This window comes from Brevundimonas sp. G8 (genome assembly GCF_902506205.1).
Lineage (GTDB): Bacteria > Pseudomonadota > Alphaproteobacteria > Caulobacterales > Caulobacteraceae > Brevundimonas.
The window spans coordinates 1,281,816-1,300,848 of record NZ_LR732816.1 but is presented as its reverse complement, the minus strand read 5'-3'; the positions used below and the strand labels follow the sequence as shown (position 1 = coordinate 1,300,848).

Here is a 19,033-nt window from a genome sequence, read left to right as displayed (position 1 = left end):
CCTTGGCCCGCCCCGCGATAGACCTCGACTACCTGAAGGCCCGCCTGGCCGACCTGCTGAACACGCCCAGCCCGACCGGCTATACCGATGAGGCGGTCTGGCTGCTGTGTCGCGAGCTGGATCGGCTGGGCCTCGACTATGAAATGACCCGACGCGGCGCCATCCGTGCGCGCCTTCCGGGCCGTGCCCCAAAACCGGCGCGCGCCATCGTCGCCCACGTCGATACGCTGGGCGCCCAGGTCAAACAGGTGAAGGACAACGGCCGGCTGGAACTGGTCGCCATCGGTCACTGGTCCTCGCGCTTCGCCGAGGGCGCGCGGGCGACGATCTTTTCCGAAGGCGGCGCCTATCGCGGGACCATCCTGCCGCTGAAAGCGTCGGGCCACACCTTCAATGAGGAGGTGGACACCCAGCCCGTGAACTGGCGTCAGGTCGAACTGCGCATCGACGCCGTGACCCACGGTCGTGACGACACCCTGGCCCTGGGCGTGGACGTCGGCGACATCGTCGCCATCGACCCCCAGCCCGAGTTCATCGACACCGGCTTCATCGTCTCGCGCCATCTGGACGACAAGGCCGGCGTCGCCACCCTGCTGGCCGCGCTGGAGTGCATGATCCGCGAGAAACGCACGCCGACGGTCGACACCTGGTGGCTGTTCACCATCGCCGAGGAGGTCGGGCTGGGCGCCTCTTCCGTGCTGATCCCGGACGTGGCCGCCATGGTCACGGTGGACAACGGCACCACAGCGCCGGGCCAGAACTCATCCGAGTTCGGCGTCACCATCGCCATGGCGGACCAGACGGGTCCGTTCGACTGGCACTTGTCGCGCAAGCTGGTCCAACTGGCCCGCGACCACGACATCCCGCACCAAAAGGACGTGTTCCGCTACTACCGCTCGGACTCGGCCTCGGCGCTTGAGGCGGGCGCCGACATCCGCACGGCCCTGGTCACCTTCGGCATCGACGCCAGCCACGGCTATGAACGCATCCACGAAAGCGCGCTGGAAGACCTGACGCGCCTGCTGATCGTCTATGCCGAAAGCGACGTTGAAATCAGCCGCGACGCCAAGCCCATGAGCGGCGTCAAAGGCTTCACCCACCAGCCGCTGGATGAGGAGCGGGACTAGGGCGTTCGTCAGAGCACGTCAGACGCCGGCCAGGTAAACCGAGCCGTCGTCTGCCCGTCGCACGTTCCATCCGCGCGGAAGCGTCGCTCAAAGATGGCTCCCTGGCCGGCATCGTTGATCGTCACCACGGTGCTGCAGCGTGTTCCGAAGACCGGGTTGCGGATGAAGATCGAGGACAGGGCGGGCACGCGCGCATCGCCGGCCGTCCGGTCGTCGGCGAGGGCGTGCAGCAGGGTTTCGGGTTCGTCGCTGTCGCGCGTCAGCCAGTCCGAGACGGCCGCCTTCAGGCGCTCTGTCTTGGGCCAGGGTGCGTTCAGCGCGGCGTTCGATAGGCCATGGACGCCGGGCGTCAGCGGATGGGCGATCGCCTCGGGCCGATTGCTGGCGAAGGTCGCTTCGCCGCCCGTGATGAAGATCAGGCTGAACGGATTGAAGGTCGCCAGGGCATCAGAAGACAGGGCGAGCGCCGGGTCGGTCCCCGTCAGCAGATCCTTCAGCAACTGACCGCGTGAGGGTGCTTGGGGATCGGGCGGCGCGCCGGTGTGCAGGTTGGTGACCACGGCCAGCCGCCCCTCGTCCGACACGCCCAGCCAGGTTCCGCCCGATACCAGATCGCGTCCGCCCAGGACTGTCGGGGCGTCGGTCCAGCGCGCCAGAGGGGCGGAGGCGCGGTCATGCCTTTCGTCCCGGTTGGCGGCGAGGACGAGACGCCACCGGGGGTGGGCTTGCCACGCGAGGGCCAGAACGCACATTCAGTCAGCCGCCTTCCAGGGCGACGCCGGGGGCGCCGGTTATGGCGTAACGTTGCGTTCGCCGGCCGGGATGATAAGGCAGGGCATGGACCGGCGTCGCCGACATTCTCCGTGGCTCGCGGCGCTTTTTGCGCTGTTCCTTGGCGTGTTCGCATTGTCGCCCGTCGCCGACGCCCTGACCTGCGCCGGCGAGATCGAACCGGCCCACTCTTCGGCGACTTTCGACGACCCGGCAGACCATTCGTCGCCGTCGGACGTGGCTCACGGCGCCTGTGCGCACGGTCACTGCCATCACGGGGCCAAGGCGCCGTCGGATCGGCCCGAGGCGCGCGTGGCGTCCTTGCGGTCCGTCGAACATGCGCGGGCGTTCGACGACATGCGCACCGCCCATGCGCCCGAAGGTCTGAAGCGCCCTCCCAGAGGCTGACCCGATCCCGCGCCTGCGCGCGTCTCGTGTCAGATCATCTGGGAAGAATGAACCATGCATCCCCTCTATCGCCGTCCGCCGCATCGCGCGGTCGGCTGTGCGCTGGCCGCCCTTGCGGTCGCGCTCACCAGTCCGTCATGGGCTGAACCCGCGCCGTCGTTCGCCGAGCTTTTGTCCCGCCTCGATCAAACCCCTGCGACAATCGAGGCCGACGCCCTGTTTGACGCCGCCGAGGCGCGCGCTCGCCAAGCCCGTGTACGGCCCAATCCAACCCTGGGGCTGCAAGCCGAGAACGCGTTTGGAACGGGCCCCTTCTCGAGGTACGCCAATGCCGAAACGACGCTTTCAATCAGTCAGGATGTCGAGCTTTGGGGTCGCCGCACGGCGCGGATCAATGTCGCCCGCGCCGAGGCCGGGACCGCCGCGCTCCAACGCGACCTTGCGGTCATAGATGCGGCCGGACGTCTGGCGCTGACCTACGCCGAGGCGGAGGCCGCACAACGTCAGGCCGTACTGGCCGAGGAGAACCTCGCGCTTACCGTCGCCGATGCGCGCGCGGCGCTTTCCCTCGTTGAAGAGGGCCGTGAACCCCTTCTAAGAGGCATTCAGGGTGAGAGCGAGGCGGCTGCGGCGCGCGCTCGTCGGGATGAAGCCGTCGCCGAGCGAGATGCCGCTTTCGCACGCTTGACCGCAGTCGCCCTGCTGGCTGAGCCGGTCACGACGATTGAAGCGAGCCTGCTCAATCGGCTTCCGGCGGGCGCTGTCGTCGATCCGCTGGAGGCGCCGACCGTGCGGGTCGCCTCCGCTCAACGCAATGCTGCAGAGCAACGGATCGCCGTCGAGCGAATCCGCACCCGACCGGACATCAACGCCAGTGTCGGCGTCCGGCGATACGAGATGGAAGACGCGACAGCCCTCACCTTCGGCATCAGCATGCCTTTGCCGCTGTTCGATCAGAACCGCGGCAATATCGAAGCGGCGCAGGCCGACTTCAGGGCCGCAGACGCGCGATTGATGAGTGCGCGTCAGGACGCCCAGGCCGAGAGGGCCGCGGCCCGCGCGCGCCTATCGGCCTCGGTCAGTCGCGTGTCTGCGGCCGACTCCGGCGTAACCTCCGCCGAGGAGGCCTACCGACTTTCGCGGATCGGCTTCGAGGCGGGACGCATTTCGCAAATCGAGCTGCGTGCCAACCGAACTGCGCTGATCTCCGCCAGAACCTCCGCCGTCGACGCCCGCCTCTCGCGGGTTCGAGCCGAAATCGAACTTGCGCGCCAGGACGGCCGCGCCCCCTTTCAAGGAGCCCAGTGATGCGCACACGCACATCCAACAAGACAATATTGGTCGGCGGTGTCGCCGCCCTCGTCCTTCTTGGCGGGGCGAGCATCTATCTCGCCTTCGGGCGGGCGAACCCAAAACCGGCCGTAGCCGCAGCGGCGCAGGCAGAGGAAGCCGGTCACGCCGAAGGCGAAGTCGAGGCGCCGGAGGGCTTCGTCGCACTCAGCGCCGCCGAGGCTCAGGCGGCGAACATCATCATCGTCGGTCTGGGCCGGGGCGGGGGCGTCGAGACACGCCTTTCAGGCCGCGTCGAGCCCATGGTCGACGCGAGAGCCGCCGTCGCTGCGGCGGTGAGCGGGCGTGTGGAACGCGTGCTTGTGGCTCCAGGACAAGCGGTCAGGGTCGGACAGACGTTGGCGGTTCTGGTCAGTGGCGACGCCGCCAGCCTGCGTGCTGAGGCGGATGCGGCCCAGGCCGCCTATGTCGCGGCCGAACAGGCGCATGGCCGAGACGAGGAACTGGCGGATCAGGGCGTGGTGGCGCGACGCGAGGCCGAGGTGTCACACGCCCAGGCGCTGAGCGCACAAGCCGCCGCCCGTGCGGCGACCGCGCGAGCCAGCGCTGCAGGCTCGCCAAACGCTTCGGGACGGCTGAACGTCACCAGCCCCATCGCGGGCGTGGTCACCAACGTGCAGGTCGGCCCGGGCGGCTTCGTGGCTCAGGGCGGTGTTGTGGCTGATATCACCAACCCCGCGCGCGTCGAGATGGTGTTCAACGCGCCGCCGGCCCTGGCCGCCGCCGTCCGTACCGGAGCGGCCCTGCGGGTCAGCAGCCCGAGTGGTGACTTCGACGCCGTGGTCACCGGCATCGCCGCCGGCGCCGGCGTGGGAAGCGGAGCCACGGTCATTCGCGCCCTCCCAACGGGCGGAAGACTTGCGCCGGCTGGATCGGCCGTGACCGGCGTGATCGTAACGGGCGACACTACAGGAGGCATCACCGTGCCGACCGAGGCGGTGCAGACCGTCGACGGAACCGCTGTCGTCTTCGTCCGGGTCCCGAACGGCTTTCAGGCGCGCCCTGTGCTTGCCGGTCGTCAGGCCGGTGGGCGGACGGAAATCCTTCGCGGCCTGACCGGAACTGAAAATATTGCCGGCGCCAACGCCTTCCTCCTCAAAGCCGAACTCGCCAAGGGCGAGGCCGAGCACGGTCACTAGGGGCGCGACGCATGTTCAAATTCATCATCGAACTGTCGGTCAAATTCCGATGGTTCGTGGTCCTGGCTACGGCGCTCGTCGCGGCCTACGGACTGCTCGAACTGACACGGCTGCCCATCGACGCCGTGCCGGACATCACCAATCGCCAGGTCCAGGTGACCACTGTCGCCCCGGCGTTCGCGCCGGAGCAGATCGAACGGCAGGTCACCTATCCGATCGAAACCGCTATGGCCGGCATCCCCGGCCTGACAACCACGCGCTCGCTCAGCCGCAACGGCTTCAGCCAGGTCACTGTGATCTTCACCGATCAGACGGACATCTACTTCGCGCGTCAGCAGGTGGCCGAACGTCTCGCCGGAGCGCGCGAGGCCATGCCGGAGGGCGTGGAGCCGACACTTGCGCCCATCACCACCGGCCTGGGCGAAGTGTTGATGTGGACCATCGACTACAAGCCCTTCAATACTACCAATCTGGCCAAGCCAGCCCAAACGGGCTGGCAGGCTGGCGGGGGGTATCTGACGCCCGAGGGCGACCTGCTGGACACGCCTCAAAAACGGGCGACCTATCTGCGCACCGTGCAGGACTGGATCGTCGTTCCGCAGATGCGCACGGCCCCAGGCCTGGCCGGGGTGGATACGGTCGGCGGCTATGTGAAGGAATATGCTGTAAGGCCGGATACCGCTCGTCTCGCGAGCTATGGCCTTGGCATGAGCGACCTGATCCAGGCGCTCGACCGCGCGAACGTCCAGGCTGGCGCCGGCTATGTTCGACGCGCTGGAGAAGCCCTGACCGTGCGTACCGACGCCCTGGCCTCGACCATCGAGGACCTGACCCAAGCGCCCGTCGTCAACCGTAACGGGCTGGTCGTGCGTGTCGCCGATGTCGCCACTGTCGAGGTCGGTCAGGCGCCGCGTCTCGGCGGGGCCAGCCGTGACGGCCATGAAGTGGTGCTCGGCACGGCCCTGATGATCGCGGGCGGCAACAGCCGAACCGTGGCCCAGGCTGCCGGCGACCGGCTGGAAGAGGTTCGCAAGACCTTGCCTGCGGGGATCGAGGCGGTCAGGGTCTTGGACCGCAGCGCCCTGGTCAACTCCACGATCCAGACCGTTGCCCGCAACCTGATTGAGGGCGCGCTGCTGGTCATCGTCGTGCTGTTCCTGCTGCTCGGCAATATCCGGGCGGCGAGCATCACGGCGCTCATGATCCCCATCAGTTTCCTGTTCGCCGTCATCGGCATGAACAGGTTCGGGATTAGCGGGAACCTGATGAGCCTGGGCGCCCTGGATTTCGGCCTGATGGTCGATGGCGCTGTGGTCGTGGTCGAGAACACCCTGCTCATGCTCAGCCAACGGCGCGCCGAGGCCGGACGGATGCTGACCCGCCGCGAGCGGCTCGGCGTCGCCGTTCAGGCGGCGCGACAGATGGTCAAACCAGCCGCGTTCGGTCAGCTGATCATCCTTCTGGTATTCACGCCCCTGCTGATGCTGGAAGGGGTCGAAGGCAAGACCTTCGTGCCGATGGGGGCTACGGTGATGCTGGCCCTGGTGGGCGCCTTCATCTTCTCGTTCACCTTCGTGCCGGCGATGGCGGCTCTGTTGGTGTGCGATCCGAAGACGATCGAAGTCGATGAGCACGGCCAAGCCCACGAGCATGAGACTTTCGTGCTTCGTTTCGCCAGGCGCTGGATCCAGCCGGCGATTCGCGCGGCTGTGGATCGTCCCAGGATCGTTCTGATCTCGGCACTCGGCGCACTGGTCGTCGGCGGCTTGGTGTTCACGACCTTGGGGCGCGAGTTCATTCCCACCTTGGACGAGGGCGACGTCGCCATGCAGGCGCTTCGCGTGCCTTCCGCCTCGCTGGAGCAATCTCTGGCGATGCAGATGATGCTTGAGCGGGCGATCACCGCCCAGCCGGAAGTGGAGACCATGTTCTCGCGAACCGGCACGGCCGAGGCCGCCGTGGACCCCATGCCGCCCAACATCTCCGACAGCGTCGTCGTGCTGAAAGATCGCAAGGACTGGCCCGATCCCAAGCTCAAGAAAGAAGAGTTGATCGCCCGCTTCGAAGCCGAGGCCTCCAAGCAGATCGGCAACAACTTCGAGTTCAGCCAACCGATCGAGTTGCGGTTCAACGAACTGATTTCGGGCGTGCGGACCGATCTTGCTGTCATGGTCTATGGCGACGACTTCGGCACCATGCAGCGGGTGGCGGACGAGGTCGCCGGGGCGCTGCGCCAGACGACCGGGGCTGCTGACGTCCGCGTCGAACAGGCGTCCGGCCTGCCGACCTTGACCATCAGCGTCGATCGGTTCGCTGCGGCCAACTACGGCCTGTCCGCAGCTGACGTCTCCGAGGCCGTCTCGGCGGCCATCGGCGGCGCCGAAGCGGGGCGGATATTCGAGGGCGATCGTCGCTTCGACGTGGTCGTTCGCCTTCCCGACAGCGCTCGCAATGATCCCGCAGCGCTTGCGGCCCTGCCGATCGTAACCGCGACCGGGGTGACGATCCCCCTGTCCTCGGTCGCCCGTATCCAGAGCGCCGAAGGGCCTAACCAGATCAGCCGCAACGACGGCAGTCGCCGGATGGTGGTCCAGGCCAACGTCCGGGGACGCGATCTGGGCGGCTTCGTCGCGGATGCGCAAAAGCAGGTCGATCAGATTCAGCTTCCGCCAGGAGTTCGCCTGACGTGGGGTGGGCAGTTCGAGAACCTGAAGCGCGCCGAACAGCGGCTTGGTTTGGTGATCCCTATCGTCTTCGTCCTGATCGGGATGCTGCTGTTCATGGCCTTGGGATCGTTCGCGGAGGCCGGTCTGGTCTTCGCCTGCGTGCCCTTGGCCCTGGTAGGTGGCGTCTTGGCATTGCTGTTACGGGGGATGCCGTTCTCGGTGTCCGCTGCAGTCGGCTTGATCGCTGTGTCCGGGGTGGCGACGTTGAACGGTCTGGTGCTGATGCAGGCCATTCGCGAGCGGCTGCAACGGGGTCAGACGCCGCGCGACGCAGCGATCGGAGGGGCGTCCAGCCGACTGCGCGCCGTCCTGATCACGGCCATGGTCGCGATCGTCGGCTTCGTTCCAATGGCCTTGGCCCACGGCGCGGGTGCCGAGGTGCAAAAGCCCTTGGCGACCGTGGTCATCGGCGGGCTTTTGACCGCGACAGCCCTGACCCTGTTGGTTCTCCCGACCTTCGCGGCTCGGGCGCTCCGCCACCGCAAGGACGACGAGATTGGGGATTGACGACCCTTGCTCAGCAAGACCCCAGCAGCGTCGCACGCTGCTCTTAGCCTTCAACACGGTTCGCACGGTGGTAGGCGGGCTTGACCGCATTTTCCAACAGGCTGCTGGAAAATGCGGTCGACAATGGATTGGACGCCACTATTTATCTGATCAGATTCCGGGCGGTCGATGCGCGCGGCGAAGTTGGCGTCATTTCCTGAGCGACAAAATGAGGCGCTCTGAACTTCGCTGTCAGATTCCGCCGCCACGCAAAACCACGGCTGCGATAAGCCCAAGGCAGACCACGGCGGCAACACCGATGGCGAGCACGATGATGCGAAAGGCGCCTCTGGTCGGCTTGTCGGGACCGTCCTCGTAGCCAATGGGGGTTCGGCGTGGTTCTTTTTCCGTCATCGTGCAGCAACGCGCTAGCCATCAAACTGTTCGCGAGTCTGCACCCAATTCTGAACCACCAACGGTCGTCCGCTGCTTTGCAATGGCTTGGCGAAGACTTCCTTGAAGCCTCCAATCCAGGATGCGTTGTGGATTAGAGGTGTGCTGTTCGAAGGTTGGTGGAAATGGGGATGTAAGGCATCGTCGCGGTCTAATTGACGGCTGTGCTCATAGAGTCGGCCTCGCCTGACAAGGGGTTTCGCCATGTCGTTTGAAGCGCTTGTCGGTCAGGTGGGTCCGCTCTTTCTGTTTGTCGGTTCAGGGACCGAAGGCGAGGCCGTGGCCGTAGCGGGTGGGGCGATGGCGCATCGTGGGATGCTGCCGCTGTGGCAGGTCGGTCTTGCGGTGTTCGGCGGCTCGCTGGTTCAGGGACAGGTGTTGTTTTTCGCCGGTCGTTATCTGCGCGAGATGGCGTGGGTGCGACGCGTGACCGCGAAGCCAGCCTATGGCCGCGTGGCGCAGGGGCTCGCGCGACATCCGATCAAGCTGGCGCTGAGTTTCAGGTTTCTGTTCGGCTTGCGGTCTTTGACGCCGCTGGTGCTGGGGACGTCGACCGTGGCGGCGCTCAGGTTCGCCCTGCTGAATGTCGTCGGCGCGCTGATCTGGGCGACGGTCTTCGTTGGTTTGGGCTACGTTTTTGGCACAGGGATCGAGCGGCTTTTCGGGAGGCTGCCTGTCCATATTCATCTGACGGCCGTCGTTGTCTGCGCGGTCGTGCTGCTCGTCGGCATCTGGGTATGGCGTAGATTGAATCGCAAACGTTCGGTCGAGGTCGTCTGACGGTCCAGCCCCAATCCGATGGGCGGAACGATCGCCGCCCATCGGGTGTCTCTGACGTCAGAAGCGGTAGGCGACGCCGACACGCAGGTTACGGCCTGGAAGCGGGGCGATGTCCTTGAGGAAGGACACATGCTCGCGCGCTTCCTCGTCGGTCAGGTTCCGCGCCTCGGCGAACAGGGTCACGTTCTGCTGGTTGAAGGGCCGCACCGCCACGGAGGCGTTCACTAAAATGTAGTCGTCGGTCGGCAGTTCGAAGGCGTTGGCGACACGGTCCTGTTCGCCGACGTGACGAACCTCGCCGCTGATGTCGAAGCGGGTCGAGGTCCAGGCCAGGCGGCCGGTGACGGAATAGGGCGGGATCCGCGCGGCCGGGCCGAAGTCGGTCTGGGCGTGGACATAGTCCGCAGCGCCTTCCAGCGACAGTTTGCGGTCGCCGTCCTGCCACAGGGCGTAGGCGCCTTCGAGCTCGAAGCCGTAGAATTTCGCGTCTGTCTGGACGAAGCGATAGACGGGGAAGGTCTCGTTCTCCTCCTCGAAGAGAAATTCTTCGCCTGTCGGCCGCTCGTCGATGAAGCCGTCGTACCACGAGTGATAGACGTGCAGGTCGCCGGTGAAACGGCCGCGATTGTAGTGGGCGGTACCCTCGACCGTCGTGACCTTTTCGGAGTTCAGATTCAGGTCGCCAGTTTCATAGGCGGCGGTCGCGATGTGAACGCCGTCAGCGAACAGTTCGACCTCGCTGGGCGCGCGTTCGTTGTGGGCCAGGCTGAGGCCCAGAAACAGGCCGGTCGCCGGACGGATGAAGGCGGCGGCCGAAGCGGACCAGTTGTCGAATTCGCGGTTCACTTGGCTGGTCCCGCCGATGGGCGTGGCGCTCAGTTCGCGCCGGTCATAGCGCAGGCCGCCCTCGAAGCCGTGGTTGCCACGGTCCAGTCGCTGGACCGTGTAGATCCCCAGTTCGTCGATATCGACGGTCGGGACGAAGGCTTCCTCGCCGATGGCTTCGAAGTTGCGCGACAGGGCCTGCACCCCGACAGCGCCGTTCCAGCCGTTGCGCTCGCGTTGAACGAGGTCCGCCCGGCCTTCCCAGCCGTCCGAGTTGAAGATCGTGCCAGGCTCGCCCACCGCCTCGAACTCGGTGTGGGTGTAGTCGGCATGACCGTAGGAGCCGCGAAGGGCGGCGAAGGGACCGGCGTCGAAGCGGTATTCGCCGCGCGCGTCCCAGCGCTTCTGGTTCAGTTTGATGAAGACGGACTCTTCCGCGACCGTGCCGTATTCGCTGTCGGTGTTCTTGTAGGAGACGCCGGCGAAGCCCTTGTCGCCGATGTAGGATCCGCCGACGCCCCAGGCTTCCAGGTCGCTATAGCTGTTGGGCTGAGTGCCGCCGTCGCCGCGCGCGATGCCTTCGGCGGCGGAGCGTCTGGCGGAAATGGCCGGGGCCGGAATGTCGTAGTCGTCGCTCTTGCGCTTCACGCCATCGACGTTGAAGGCGAAATGACCGCTGCCGACCGTGACGCGGCCAAAGGCGCTGCGGCCGTCATCGACGCTGGAGGCCTGGGTCGAGACGACGCCAGAGATGCCGCCCTCGGGGATTTCGGTCGGGATGCGGTTGTCCAGAACATTGACCACGCCGCCGATGGCCGAACCGCCATAGACCAGAGTTGCGGGGCCACGAATGATCTCGATGCGGTTGGCCTCGGCCGGGTCGGTCGCGACGGCGTGGTCGGGCGACACCGAACTGGCGTCGATCAGGCCGATACCGTTGGTCAGCACCTGAACGCGCGGCCCGCTGAGCCCGCGAATGACCGGACGGCTGGCGCCAGGCGCAAAGTCGGTGGAGCGGACGCCGGGACGGCCGTTCAGCAAGTCGCCCAGGGACGTGGCCGGCGCGGTGGCCAGGGTCTGCTCATCCACCACGTCTGTCGCGATCACCGAGGCCCGCTGGCTGATGCCGTAGGGCGCGCCCGTGACGACGATGTCGTCGAGCGTGGCGGGGGTGGTGGTCGTCGATTGGGCGGCTGCGGCGCCGGCCAGAACGGTGGAACCGACGGCCGCCAGAAGGAGCGAGCGCGAGACGGAAGAGGGACGCATGACAGTGACCTTCGGGGAGTGAAGCCGTTGTGTTATGAGATAACATCACGAAAGGTCAAGAGGTCGCAGGCTGAAGTTTGACCGAAAGGCCGTTGACCCGATGCGCCCGGGTTCAAATCCTTGCGAGAACGGACTGGATTTCGCTGAGCAGAAGGGCGGAGGTGAACGGCTTTCCGACGTGGCGGTCGGCGCCGGCCTGCCTGGCGGCCGCGACATGCTCGGGTTGGGTGTTGGCCGTCAGCATGATGACCGGAACGGGAGCGAGGTCCGCAGCACGCTCGGCTTCGCGAATGTGCGCGACCGCTGTGATCCCATCCATGCGGGGCATCTGGATGTCCATCAGTATGACGTCGAACCGCTCGCGTCCGGCCGCCTCCAGCGCCTCGACACCGTCTTCGGCCAGGGTGACCTCCGCCATTCCTTCCAGCATGATTTCGACGATGCGCCGATTGGTGGGGTGATCGTCGGCCACCAGAACCTTGACCAGGGCCTCGACACCCGTGGGCGCTTCCACCGGCGCAGGCGACAGCGGCACGTCCAGCCAGAAGATCGAGCCGCCGCCCGCGCGCGCCTCAGCCTCCACGGTTCCGCCGAGCAGGCGCGCCTTCTCTCGCGCCAGAGCAAGACCCAGGCCCATGCCGCCGAACTTGCGAGTCAGGGTGTCGTCCTGCTGACGGAAGGCGCCGAACAGGGCGTCCTTTGCATGGGGATCGAAGCCTACACCTGTGTCGATACAGGCGAAGCGAACCATGTCGCCCGTCTCGGAACTGACCGTCAGGCGGACCTCGCCCTTGTCGGTGAATTTGACGGCGTTGTGCACTAGAGGCGTCAGCGCGCGCACCAGTCTTTCCGCGTCGCCGATGAAGGCTGCAGGGAGGTTAGACGAGATCTCGATGATCATCGTCAGGCCCTTGGCTTCGGCCGTGGCCCGATGCGGCTGAACGATACGGTCCACCACCGGGGCGAGGTCGAAGGTCTCGAAGTGTGGCGCGGCGGCAGAGCCATCGAGGTCGGAGATGGACAACAACTGCTGGAAACGGTCCTGAAGCGCCGCCGCCGACGTGCGGATCATCGCTGTTACCTCGGCCAAGTCGGTGGTTTCGGATCGCCCGGAGAGCAAATCCACCCCGGCCACCACGCCGTTCAAGGGCGTGCGAACCTCGTGGCTGATGTTGCTGATGAAGGCGCTGCGGGCCTGACTGGCCAACTCGGCCTGTTCCAGCGCCAGCTTCAACGCGTCCGCATCTTTCTGTTTCTGAGTGACGTCCTGCGTCAGGCCGATCAGGTGCCGAACGCCCTCGTCGTCATAGGTCGCGACCTTGGTGGCGGACAGATAGCGGACGCCGCTGGGAGCCTGATCCTCATGGACGGCGGACTGCAAACCCATGCCGAGCGCCGCATCGGCCGACCATTCGGCGAAGGCGGCCGGCAGGACGTCGGCGGCCCTCAACCCGGTCAGGCCCTCGAACTTTCCGAACAGCTTTTCGGCCGAGCGATTGGCCAGGATATAGCGTCCGGTCCGGGCGTCCTTGACCGTCAGCGCCAGGGGGAGGACGTCGATGACCGTGTTCAGGAAGGCGGCGGATTCCGTTTCGGCCGTCACGTCCTCGGCCTTGACCAGAAGGCGCACGATGCGACCCGTGTCGTCGCGCACGGCGCTGATGGTGGTGTCGAGATAGACGCCTGAAACCTGTGTCGCCGGAAAACGGGTGCGGAAGGCGAAGGGCCGGCCGGCCTGGGCTTCGTTGACGCCGCGATCGATCGAGAAGCGGCAATCGGCCGGCCAGGCGTCTCGCCATGCCATTGTGTGCGCAACGGGCGGGTCGGGCTGAAAGCGCCTCGCCGCCAGGTTCACATGGACGATCCGCCCCGATGGATTGAGCAGCCAGATATAGGCGGGAGAGGCGTCCGCAATCTGGGCATGGAAGAGATCGCCCTCATAGGGCGTTGCCGCATGTGCGCCGACGTCGATCAATCCGGGCCTCCCGCTCAGCCGTTCTGCTGAGGCTTCATCCCTAGACGGAGGAGGTGAAGTGGAAGTGAATCCGACAGCCACCAGTTGCTTATGGTCAAGCTAGGTAGATTCCCCTATGCGGCTTTTGAAGGCAGTTTAACGGCTATCGTCAACCCTAAGGCTCAGTCCCGAGGCAGTACGCCACGGAGGGGGAGCCGGTCATGACAAAGCGCTTGATGATAGACGCCGCCCTTGTGGTGAAGAACGTCGCCGTCATCCGCCAATCCATCCTCGACGCCTTCGAAGAGGCGGACACGATCACCCTCGATCTGGTCGAGGGTCAGGCCGTGGATCTGTGCGGGCTACAGTTGATCGAGTCCGCACGACGACATGCGCGAGCGGTCGGCAAGACGCTGTCCCTCGAACGTCCGTGTACGGAGTTTCGCACCGTTCTCGACGCCGCCGGCTTCCTGACCGAGCCCTCTTCCGACGACCTCCAGTTCTGGCTTCATCAAGGAACCGCCCAATGACGGCTTCGATTCTAACGGTCGATGACTCGCCCAGCATCCGCGTCGCGCTGAAGATCGCGCTGACCAACGCCGGCTATTCAGTGGCCGAGGCCGGCAATGGCGCCGAGGGTATCGAGAAGGCCAAGGCCAGCGCCTTCGATCTGATCATCACGGATCTGAACATGCCGGTGATGGACGGCCTGACCATGATCGAGGAGATGCGCCGCATGCCCGATCAGATGGGGGTGCCGATCGTCTTTTTGACCACCGAATCCGACGAGGCGATGAAGGCTCGCGCCAAGGCGGCCGGGGCCACCGGATGGCTGACCAAACCCTTCGACCCCGACCAGCTGGTGCGCATCGCCAAGAAGGTTCTGGGTCGATGAGCGACGAAGCCATCGCGGTTTTTCAGGTCGAGGCGAGAGAAAACCTGGAGTTGATCGAACAGGGTCTGCTGGACCTGCTGGATCGCCCCGAGGACCGCGATCTGGTCGATGCCGTTTTTCGCGGTCTGCATACGCTGAAAGGGTCGGGGTCGATGTTCGGTTTCGACGCCCTGGCCGGCTTTACCCACCATTGCGAGACCGCGTTCGACCGTGTTCGCAAAGGAGAGGTCGCTGCGACGACCGACCTGGTTTCGGCGGTGCTGGCGGCGCGCGATCATATGCGTCGCCTGATGGAGGATCCGTCGGGTGATCACGGCGCGGCCGGCGATGTGTTGCTGGCCGATCTGGAACGGGCCGTGCGGGAGGCGGACGGCGCAGCGCCGGTACCCGTCGCGCCCCAACAGGTGACGTGGCGCATCCGTTTCGACCTGCCGTCGAACGCCTTCAAGAACGGCACGAACCCGTTGGCGCTGCTGAACGAGCTTCGTGACCTGGGCGAGGCGCGTGTCGTCGCGGACCCGACGAATGTTCCGCCGCTGAGCCAGATCGAGCCGACCGATCACTATCTCGCCTGGAACGTCACTCTGACGACCGACCAGGGGCGTGCAGCGATCGAGGATGTCTTCATCTTCGTCATGGACGACATGAACCTGAAGATCGAAGCGGTGGATGACAGCGCGCTGATCACCCAGGCGGAGGCGCCTGTCGCTGTAGTCCAGGCCGTCGCGCCGGAGATCAGCGCGCCGACCCCTTCCATTCCCACGCCGGCTGTGGTCGCCAACGATCCTGTAGAAGCGAAGATGGCGAAGACCGCCGAAAGCGTGCGGGTGCCGGCCGACCGGCTGGACGAACTTATGGATCGGGTCGGCGAACTGGTCATCGCCCAGTCGCGCCTGAGCCAAATCGCGCATTCGGGAACGGACACCGCCTTGCGCGCCGTGTCCGAAGAGATCGAGCGCCTGTCCGGCGAGCTGCGCGACACCATGATGGTGCTGCGGATGGTGCCGGTGGCCACCCTGTTCGGCCGCTTCCGCCGCCTGGTCCACGACCTGGCGCGCGAGACCGGCAAGGCCATCGAACTGTCGACCGACGGCGAGACGACCGAGATCGACAAGACGGTGATCGAGCGTCTGGCCGATCCTCTCGTCCACCTGATCCGCAACGCCGCCGACCACGGTCTTGAGACGGCCGAGGATCGCGCCGCCGCCGGCAAGCCTGCGACTGGCCGCATCCGTCTGTCGGCGCATCAATCGGGTGGCGAGGTCGTCATCACCATTCGCGACGACGGCCGGGGCATCGATCGCGACCGCGTCCGCGCCAAGGCCGAAGCTCAAGGTCTGATCGAGCCGGGCGCCTTGCTCAGCGATCACGATCTGCTGCAGATGATCTTCCATCCCGGCTTCTCGACGGCGGCGGCGGTGACCAACCTGTCGGGCCGCGGCGTCGGCATGGACGTGGTCAAGCGCACCATCGAAAGCCTCCGTGGCTCCATCGATATCGCCAGCCGTCCGGGCGAAGGTTCGGAGGTGTCGTTGCGCATCCCGCTGACCCTGGCCATCATCGACGGTCTGCTGGTCCGTGTGGGTCAAGGCCGCTATGTCATCCCGCTGGGCGCCGTCGAGGAATGCCTGGAGCTATCGCTGGACGAGGACATGCGGTCGCGCGGCCGCAGCTTCATCTCCCTGCGCGACAGTCTGGTGCCCTTCCTGCGTCTGCGCGAGATGTTCGACACCGGGACCCAGCCCGAGTTGCACCAGAAGGTCGTCGTCGTCTCGACCGGCCAGGAACGTATCGGTCTGGTCGTCGATCAGATCATCGGCGACCACCAGACCGTCATCAAGTCGATGTCCAAGCTGCACGCCGGTCTGGCGACCTTCTCGGGCGCCACCATTCTGGGCGACGGCAGCGTCGCCCTCATCCTGGACGTCAGCCATCTGGTCGCCCTGGGCCAGCAACAGGAGGCGCAGATGCGAGCCGCCGTATGACCGCCGCCGTCGAGAAATCAACGGCCACGGCCGCGACCTGGACCGGTGGTGACGAGGCCGAGGTGCTGACCTTCGAACTGAACGGCGAACTGTTCGCCCTGGGCGCCGTCCTGGTCCAGGAAATCACCGACCTGGTCGCCGAGACCGCCGTGCCCGGCGCCGGCGCCTTCGCTGGCAGCGTGATCAACTTCCGGGGCAAGGTGATTCCGTTGGCCGACTTGCGCGTCGCCTTCGGCCTGGAGGCCCACGCTGCGACGATCGACAGCCGCATCGTGGTCATCGAGATCGTGCTGGGCGGCGAGCCGACCCTGGTGGGTTTGCGCACCGACAAGGTTCACGAGGTCACCACCCTGGCCCGCGCCGATTCAGAGGCGCCGCCCAGCGTCGGCATGCGCTGGCGGCCCGAGTTCATCCAATGCCTGGTCAAGCGGGGCGGCGAGTTCATCGTCGTTCCCGACCTTCAGGCCATTTTCAACCAGCAACAGGACGCCCGCCAGCCGGTCGCGTCCACCACCCGTCATTGACCGGCTTATCGGGGGATCAGCCCATGCGTTTTACCATCAAAGCAAAATTGGCCGCAGGCTTCGGGATGATGATCCTGCTGCTCGTCGGCATCTCGGGTCTTGGCATCTACAGCCTGGGCAACCTCAACCAGGCCATCACCGAAGTGATCGCGGGCCCGGCCAAGCGCCTGGAGACGTCTCAGCAGGCCAACATCCGACTGCTTGAAGCCATTCGCGCTGAAAAGAACCTGATCCTCGCCACCTCTCCGGCCGAGATCGCGCGACATGTCGCGACGGGTGAAGAGGCCCGCGTGGCCATGCAGGATCTGTTGACGCAGGGCGAGGAGAAGGCGTCTGAAACCGGCAAACCCGACTGGAAGCGCCTCAGCGTCCTGCTGTCGGAAATGACCCAGCTTGAAACCCGCATGGCCGATCTGGTTCGTGGCGGACAGGCTGCCGAGGCCGCGCGTATTTCTTCCAACGAAGCGCGCGAAGTCGCCGGCGAGATGACCGAGTTGTTCGCCAAGATCGTCGCCCGTAACCAGGCCGCCATGGTCAAGGCCGACGAAGACACGAACAAGCAATATGCCGAAACGCGCAATCTGGTGATCGGCATCACCTTGGCCGCTCTGGCCATCGCCGTCGCCTTTGCCCTGTGGATCGCCCTAGGCATCAGCGCCGGTCTGAGCCGCCTGATGACGGTCGCCAACGCCGTCGCCATCGGCGACCTAGACGAGCGCGTCTCCATCAAGTCGAACGACGAGATCAAGGATCTGGTCACCGTCTTCAACACCATGACCGACAATCTGAAGGTCACGGCCTCCATGGCGGACGAGATCGCCAATGGCGACCTGACGGTCCAGCCCAAGCCGCTGTCGGACAAGGACACCCTGGGCCTGTCGCTGCAAAGCATGGTCGAGCGCCTTCGCGGCGTCGTCGGCGACGCCCTGTCGGCCGCTGACAATGTCTCGGCCGGAAGCCAGGAACTGTCAGCCACGTCGGAACAGATGAGCCAGGGCGCGACCGAACAGGCCGCCGCCGCCGAACAGGCCTCGGCCTCGATGGAAGAGATGGCCGCCAACATCAAGCAGAACGCCGACAACGCCGCCCAGACCGAGAAGATCTCTCGCCAGTCGTCCAAGGACGCCGAGGCCAGCGGCGAGGCGGTCAACCGCGCCGTCGACGCCATGCGCACCATCGCCGACAAGATCGGCATCGTGCAGGAGATCGCGCGTCAGACCGACCTGCTGGCTCTGAACGCGGCGGTGGAAGCCGCCCGCGCCGGAGAGCACGGCAAGGGCTTCGCCGTCGTCGCCTCGGAAGTCCGCAAGCTGGCCGAACGCAGCCAGACGGCCGCCGCCGAAATCGGCGCGGTGTCAGGCGACACCGTCAAAGCGGCCCAGGAAGCCGGCGACATGCTGCAACGCCTGGTGCCGGATATCCGCAAGACGGCCGAATTGGTCTCCGAAATCAGCGCAGCCTGCCGCGAACAGGACATCGGCGCCTCGCAGATCAACGAGGCCATCCAGCAACTGGACAAGGTGACCCAACAGAACGCCGGCGCATCCGAGCAGATGTCGGCCACCTCCGAGGAACTGGCGGCCCAGGCCGAGGAACTGCAGACCTCGATCGCCTTCTTCCGCACCGATACGGTCGGTGGTCGTGCTCCCGCTCGCTCCGCGCCGGCCCGCGTCTCGACCTTCAAGGCGTCGGCCAAGCCCGCCGCCCGCCCTGTCGCCAAGTCCGCGCCCGTGAAGCCCAACGTTCATGCCCAGCAGGCCCGCGCCAAGGGTTTCGCCCTGGACATGGCCATGGGCGGCGCGGACGCCGAGGACATGGACTTCAGGGAGAGCGCTTGATGTCCGGCGCAGCCGAGGGCCAGTACGTCACCTTCGGCCTGGGCGACGAAGTCTTCGCCGCACCGGTCGGGCTGGTGCGCGAAATCCTGACCTATCAGGCGCCGTCGCGCATCCCCAACGGCCCCGCCTATCTGCTGGGTTTGACGGATGTGCGGGGTCGGGGCGTGCCGACGGCGGATCTTCGGATCCGCCTGGGCATGACGCCGGTCGAGCCGACGCTGAACACGCGCATCCTGGTGCTGGACATCCCGCTCGAGGATCGCGTGCTCAGCCTGGGCCTGGTCGCGGACCGCGTGTTCGAGGTCGCGGCTTTCACGACCGATCAGATCGAACCCTCGCCCGATCTGGGGGTGAAGTGGCGCTCTGACTATATTTCGGGCGTGGTGCGGCGCTCTGATGGCTTCGTCGTCCTGATCGACTTGGCGCGCCTGCTGTCCACGACGGACGCGGTCTCGCTGTCGTCGATGTCGGATATTGACCAGGCGGCCTGACGGCCGCCGGTCCTT

Annotated in this window: 15 protein-coding genes; 12 read left to right on the top strand and 3 right to left on the bottom strand. The window is 65.9% G+C overall.

All coding sequences use genetic code 11. From position 1 onward, the window contains the following. Positions 1 to 2: 2 nt before the first annotated feature. Positions 3 to 1,127, top strand: a complete 1,125-nt coding sequence (locus CHRYSEO8AT_RS06350; RefSeq protein ID WP_159847892.1) for an osmoprotectant NAGGN system M42 family peptidase — start codon at positions 3 to 5, stop codon at positions 1,125 to 1,127. An 8-nt stretch (positions 1,128 to 1,135) separates the two neighbouring features. Here the strand turns inward: CHRYSEO8AT_RS06350 and CHRYSEO8AT_RS06345 are convergent, their stop codons facing one another. Further along, a complete protein-coding gene (locus CHRYSEO8AT_RS06345) occupies positions 1,136 to 1,879 on the bottom strand; it encodes an NRDE family protein (RefSeq protein ID WP_159847889.1) in 744 nt (247 codons plus the stop codon). 85 nt (positions 1,880 to 1,964) lie between these two features. On the opposite strand from CHRYSEO8AT_RS06345, the gene CHRYSEO8AT_RS06340 reads away from it, so the two are divergent. From CHRYSEO8AT_RS06340 to CHRYSEO8AT_RS06320, 5 genes are all read left to right on the top strand, one after another. Beyond that, positions 1,965 to 2,306: a hypothetical protein gene (locus tag CHRYSEO8AT_RS06340; protein ID WP_159847886.1), complete on the top strand. Its 342-nt coding sequence runs from the start codon at positions 1,965 to 1,967 to the stop codon at positions 2,304 to 2,306. Positions 2,307 to 2,360: 54 nt separating this feature from the next. After that, positions 2,361 to 3,614, top strand: a complete 1,254-nt coding sequence (locus CHRYSEO8AT_RS06335; protein ID WP_159847883.1) for a TolC family protein — start codon at positions 2,361 to 2,363, stop codon at positions 3,612 to 3,614. Continuing rightward, a complete protein-coding gene (locus CHRYSEO8AT_RS06330) occupies positions 3,614 to 4,795 on the top strand; it encodes an efflux RND transporter periplasmic adaptor subunit (RefSeq protein ID WP_159847880.1) in 1,182 nt (393 codons plus the stop codon). Before CHRYSEO8AT_RS06335 ends, CHRYSEO8AT_RS06330 begins: the two co-directional genes overlap by 1 nt. 11 nt (positions 4,796 to 4,806) lie before the next feature. Beyond that, entirely contained in the window at positions 4,807 to 8,028 is a 3,222-nt protein-coding gene (locus tag CHRYSEO8AT_RS06325) for an efflux RND transporter permease subunit (RefSeq protein ID WP_159847877.1), read from the top strand. Between the two features lie 636 nt (positions 8,029 to 8,664). After that, positions 8,665 to 9,240, top strand: coding sequence for a DedA family protein (locus CHRYSEO8AT_RS06320; RefSeq protein ID WP_159847874.1), 576 nt, complete (start codon positions 8,665 to 8,667; stop codon positions 9,238 to 9,240). Between the two features lie 57 nt (positions 9,241 to 9,297). On the opposite strand, the gene CHRYSEO8AT_RS06315 is transcribed toward CHRYSEO8AT_RS06320, so the two are convergent. Together CHRYSEO8AT_RS06315 and CHRYSEO8AT_RS06310 are read right to left on the bottom strand one after the other, a co-directional pair. After that, a complete protein-coding gene (locus CHRYSEO8AT_RS06315) occupies positions 9,298 to 11,331 on the bottom strand; it encodes a TonB-dependent receptor (protein ID WP_159847870.1) in 2,034 nt (677 codons plus the stop codon). A gap of 112 nt (positions 11,332 to 11,443) precedes the next feature. Next, entirely contained in the window at positions 11,444 to 13,306 is a 1,863-nt protein-coding gene (locus tag CHRYSEO8AT_RS06310) for a PAS domain-containing hybrid sensor histidine kinase/response regulator (RefSeq protein ID WP_159847867.1), read from the bottom strand. 200 nt (positions 13,307 to 13,506) lie between these two features. Between CHRYSEO8AT_RS06310 and CHRYSEO8AT_RS06305 the strand changes: the two genes are divergently transcribed. Genes CHRYSEO8AT_RS06305 through CHRYSEO8AT_RS06280 form a run of 6 tightly spaced genes read left to right on the top strand, consistent with a single transcriptional unit; the run spans position 13,507 to position 19,018 of the window. Continuing rightward, a complete protein-coding gene (locus tag CHRYSEO8AT_RS06305) occupies positions 13,507 to 13,815 on the top strand; it encodes an STAS domain-containing protein (RefSeq protein ID WP_159847864.1) in 309 nt (102 codons plus the stop codon). Further along, on the top strand, positions 13,812 to 14,180 hold the full coding sequence (locus CHRYSEO8AT_RS06300) for a response regulator (protein WP_159847861.1): 369 nt from the start codon (positions 13,812 to 13,814) through the stop codon (positions 14,178 to 14,180). The genes CHRYSEO8AT_RS06305 and CHRYSEO8AT_RS06300 overlap by 4 nt, the downstream gene beginning before the upstream one ends. Then, complete coding sequence (locus CHRYSEO8AT_RS06295) at positions 14,177 to 16,165, top strand: chemotaxis protein CheA (protein ID WP_159847857.1); 1,989 nt, start codon at positions 14,177 to 14,179, stop codon at positions 16,163 to 16,165. Before CHRYSEO8AT_RS06300 ends, CHRYSEO8AT_RS06295 begins: the two co-directional genes overlap by 4 nt. Then, positions 16,162 to 16,689, top strand: a complete 528-nt coding sequence (locus CHRYSEO8AT_RS06290) for a chemotaxis protein CheW (protein WP_159847854.1) — start codon at positions 16,162 to 16,164, stop codon at positions 16,687 to 16,689. The genes CHRYSEO8AT_RS06295 and CHRYSEO8AT_RS06290 overlap by 4 nt, the downstream gene beginning before the upstream one ends. Positions 16,690 to 16,712: 23 nt before the next feature. Next, a complete protein-coding gene (locus tag CHRYSEO8AT_RS06285; RefSeq protein WP_159847851.1) occupies positions 16,713 to 18,527 on the top strand; it encodes a methyl-accepting chemotaxis protein in 1,815 nt (604 codons plus the stop codon). After that, on the top strand, positions 18,527 to 19,018 hold the full coding sequence (locus CHRYSEO8AT_RS06280) for a chemotaxis protein CheW (protein WP_201304373.1): 492 nt from the start codon (positions 18,527 to 18,529) through the stop codon (positions 19,016 to 19,018). The genes CHRYSEO8AT_RS06285 and CHRYSEO8AT_RS06280 overlap by 1 nt, the downstream gene beginning before the upstream one ends. The last annotated feature ends 15 nt before the right edge of the window (positions 19,019 to 19,033 follow it).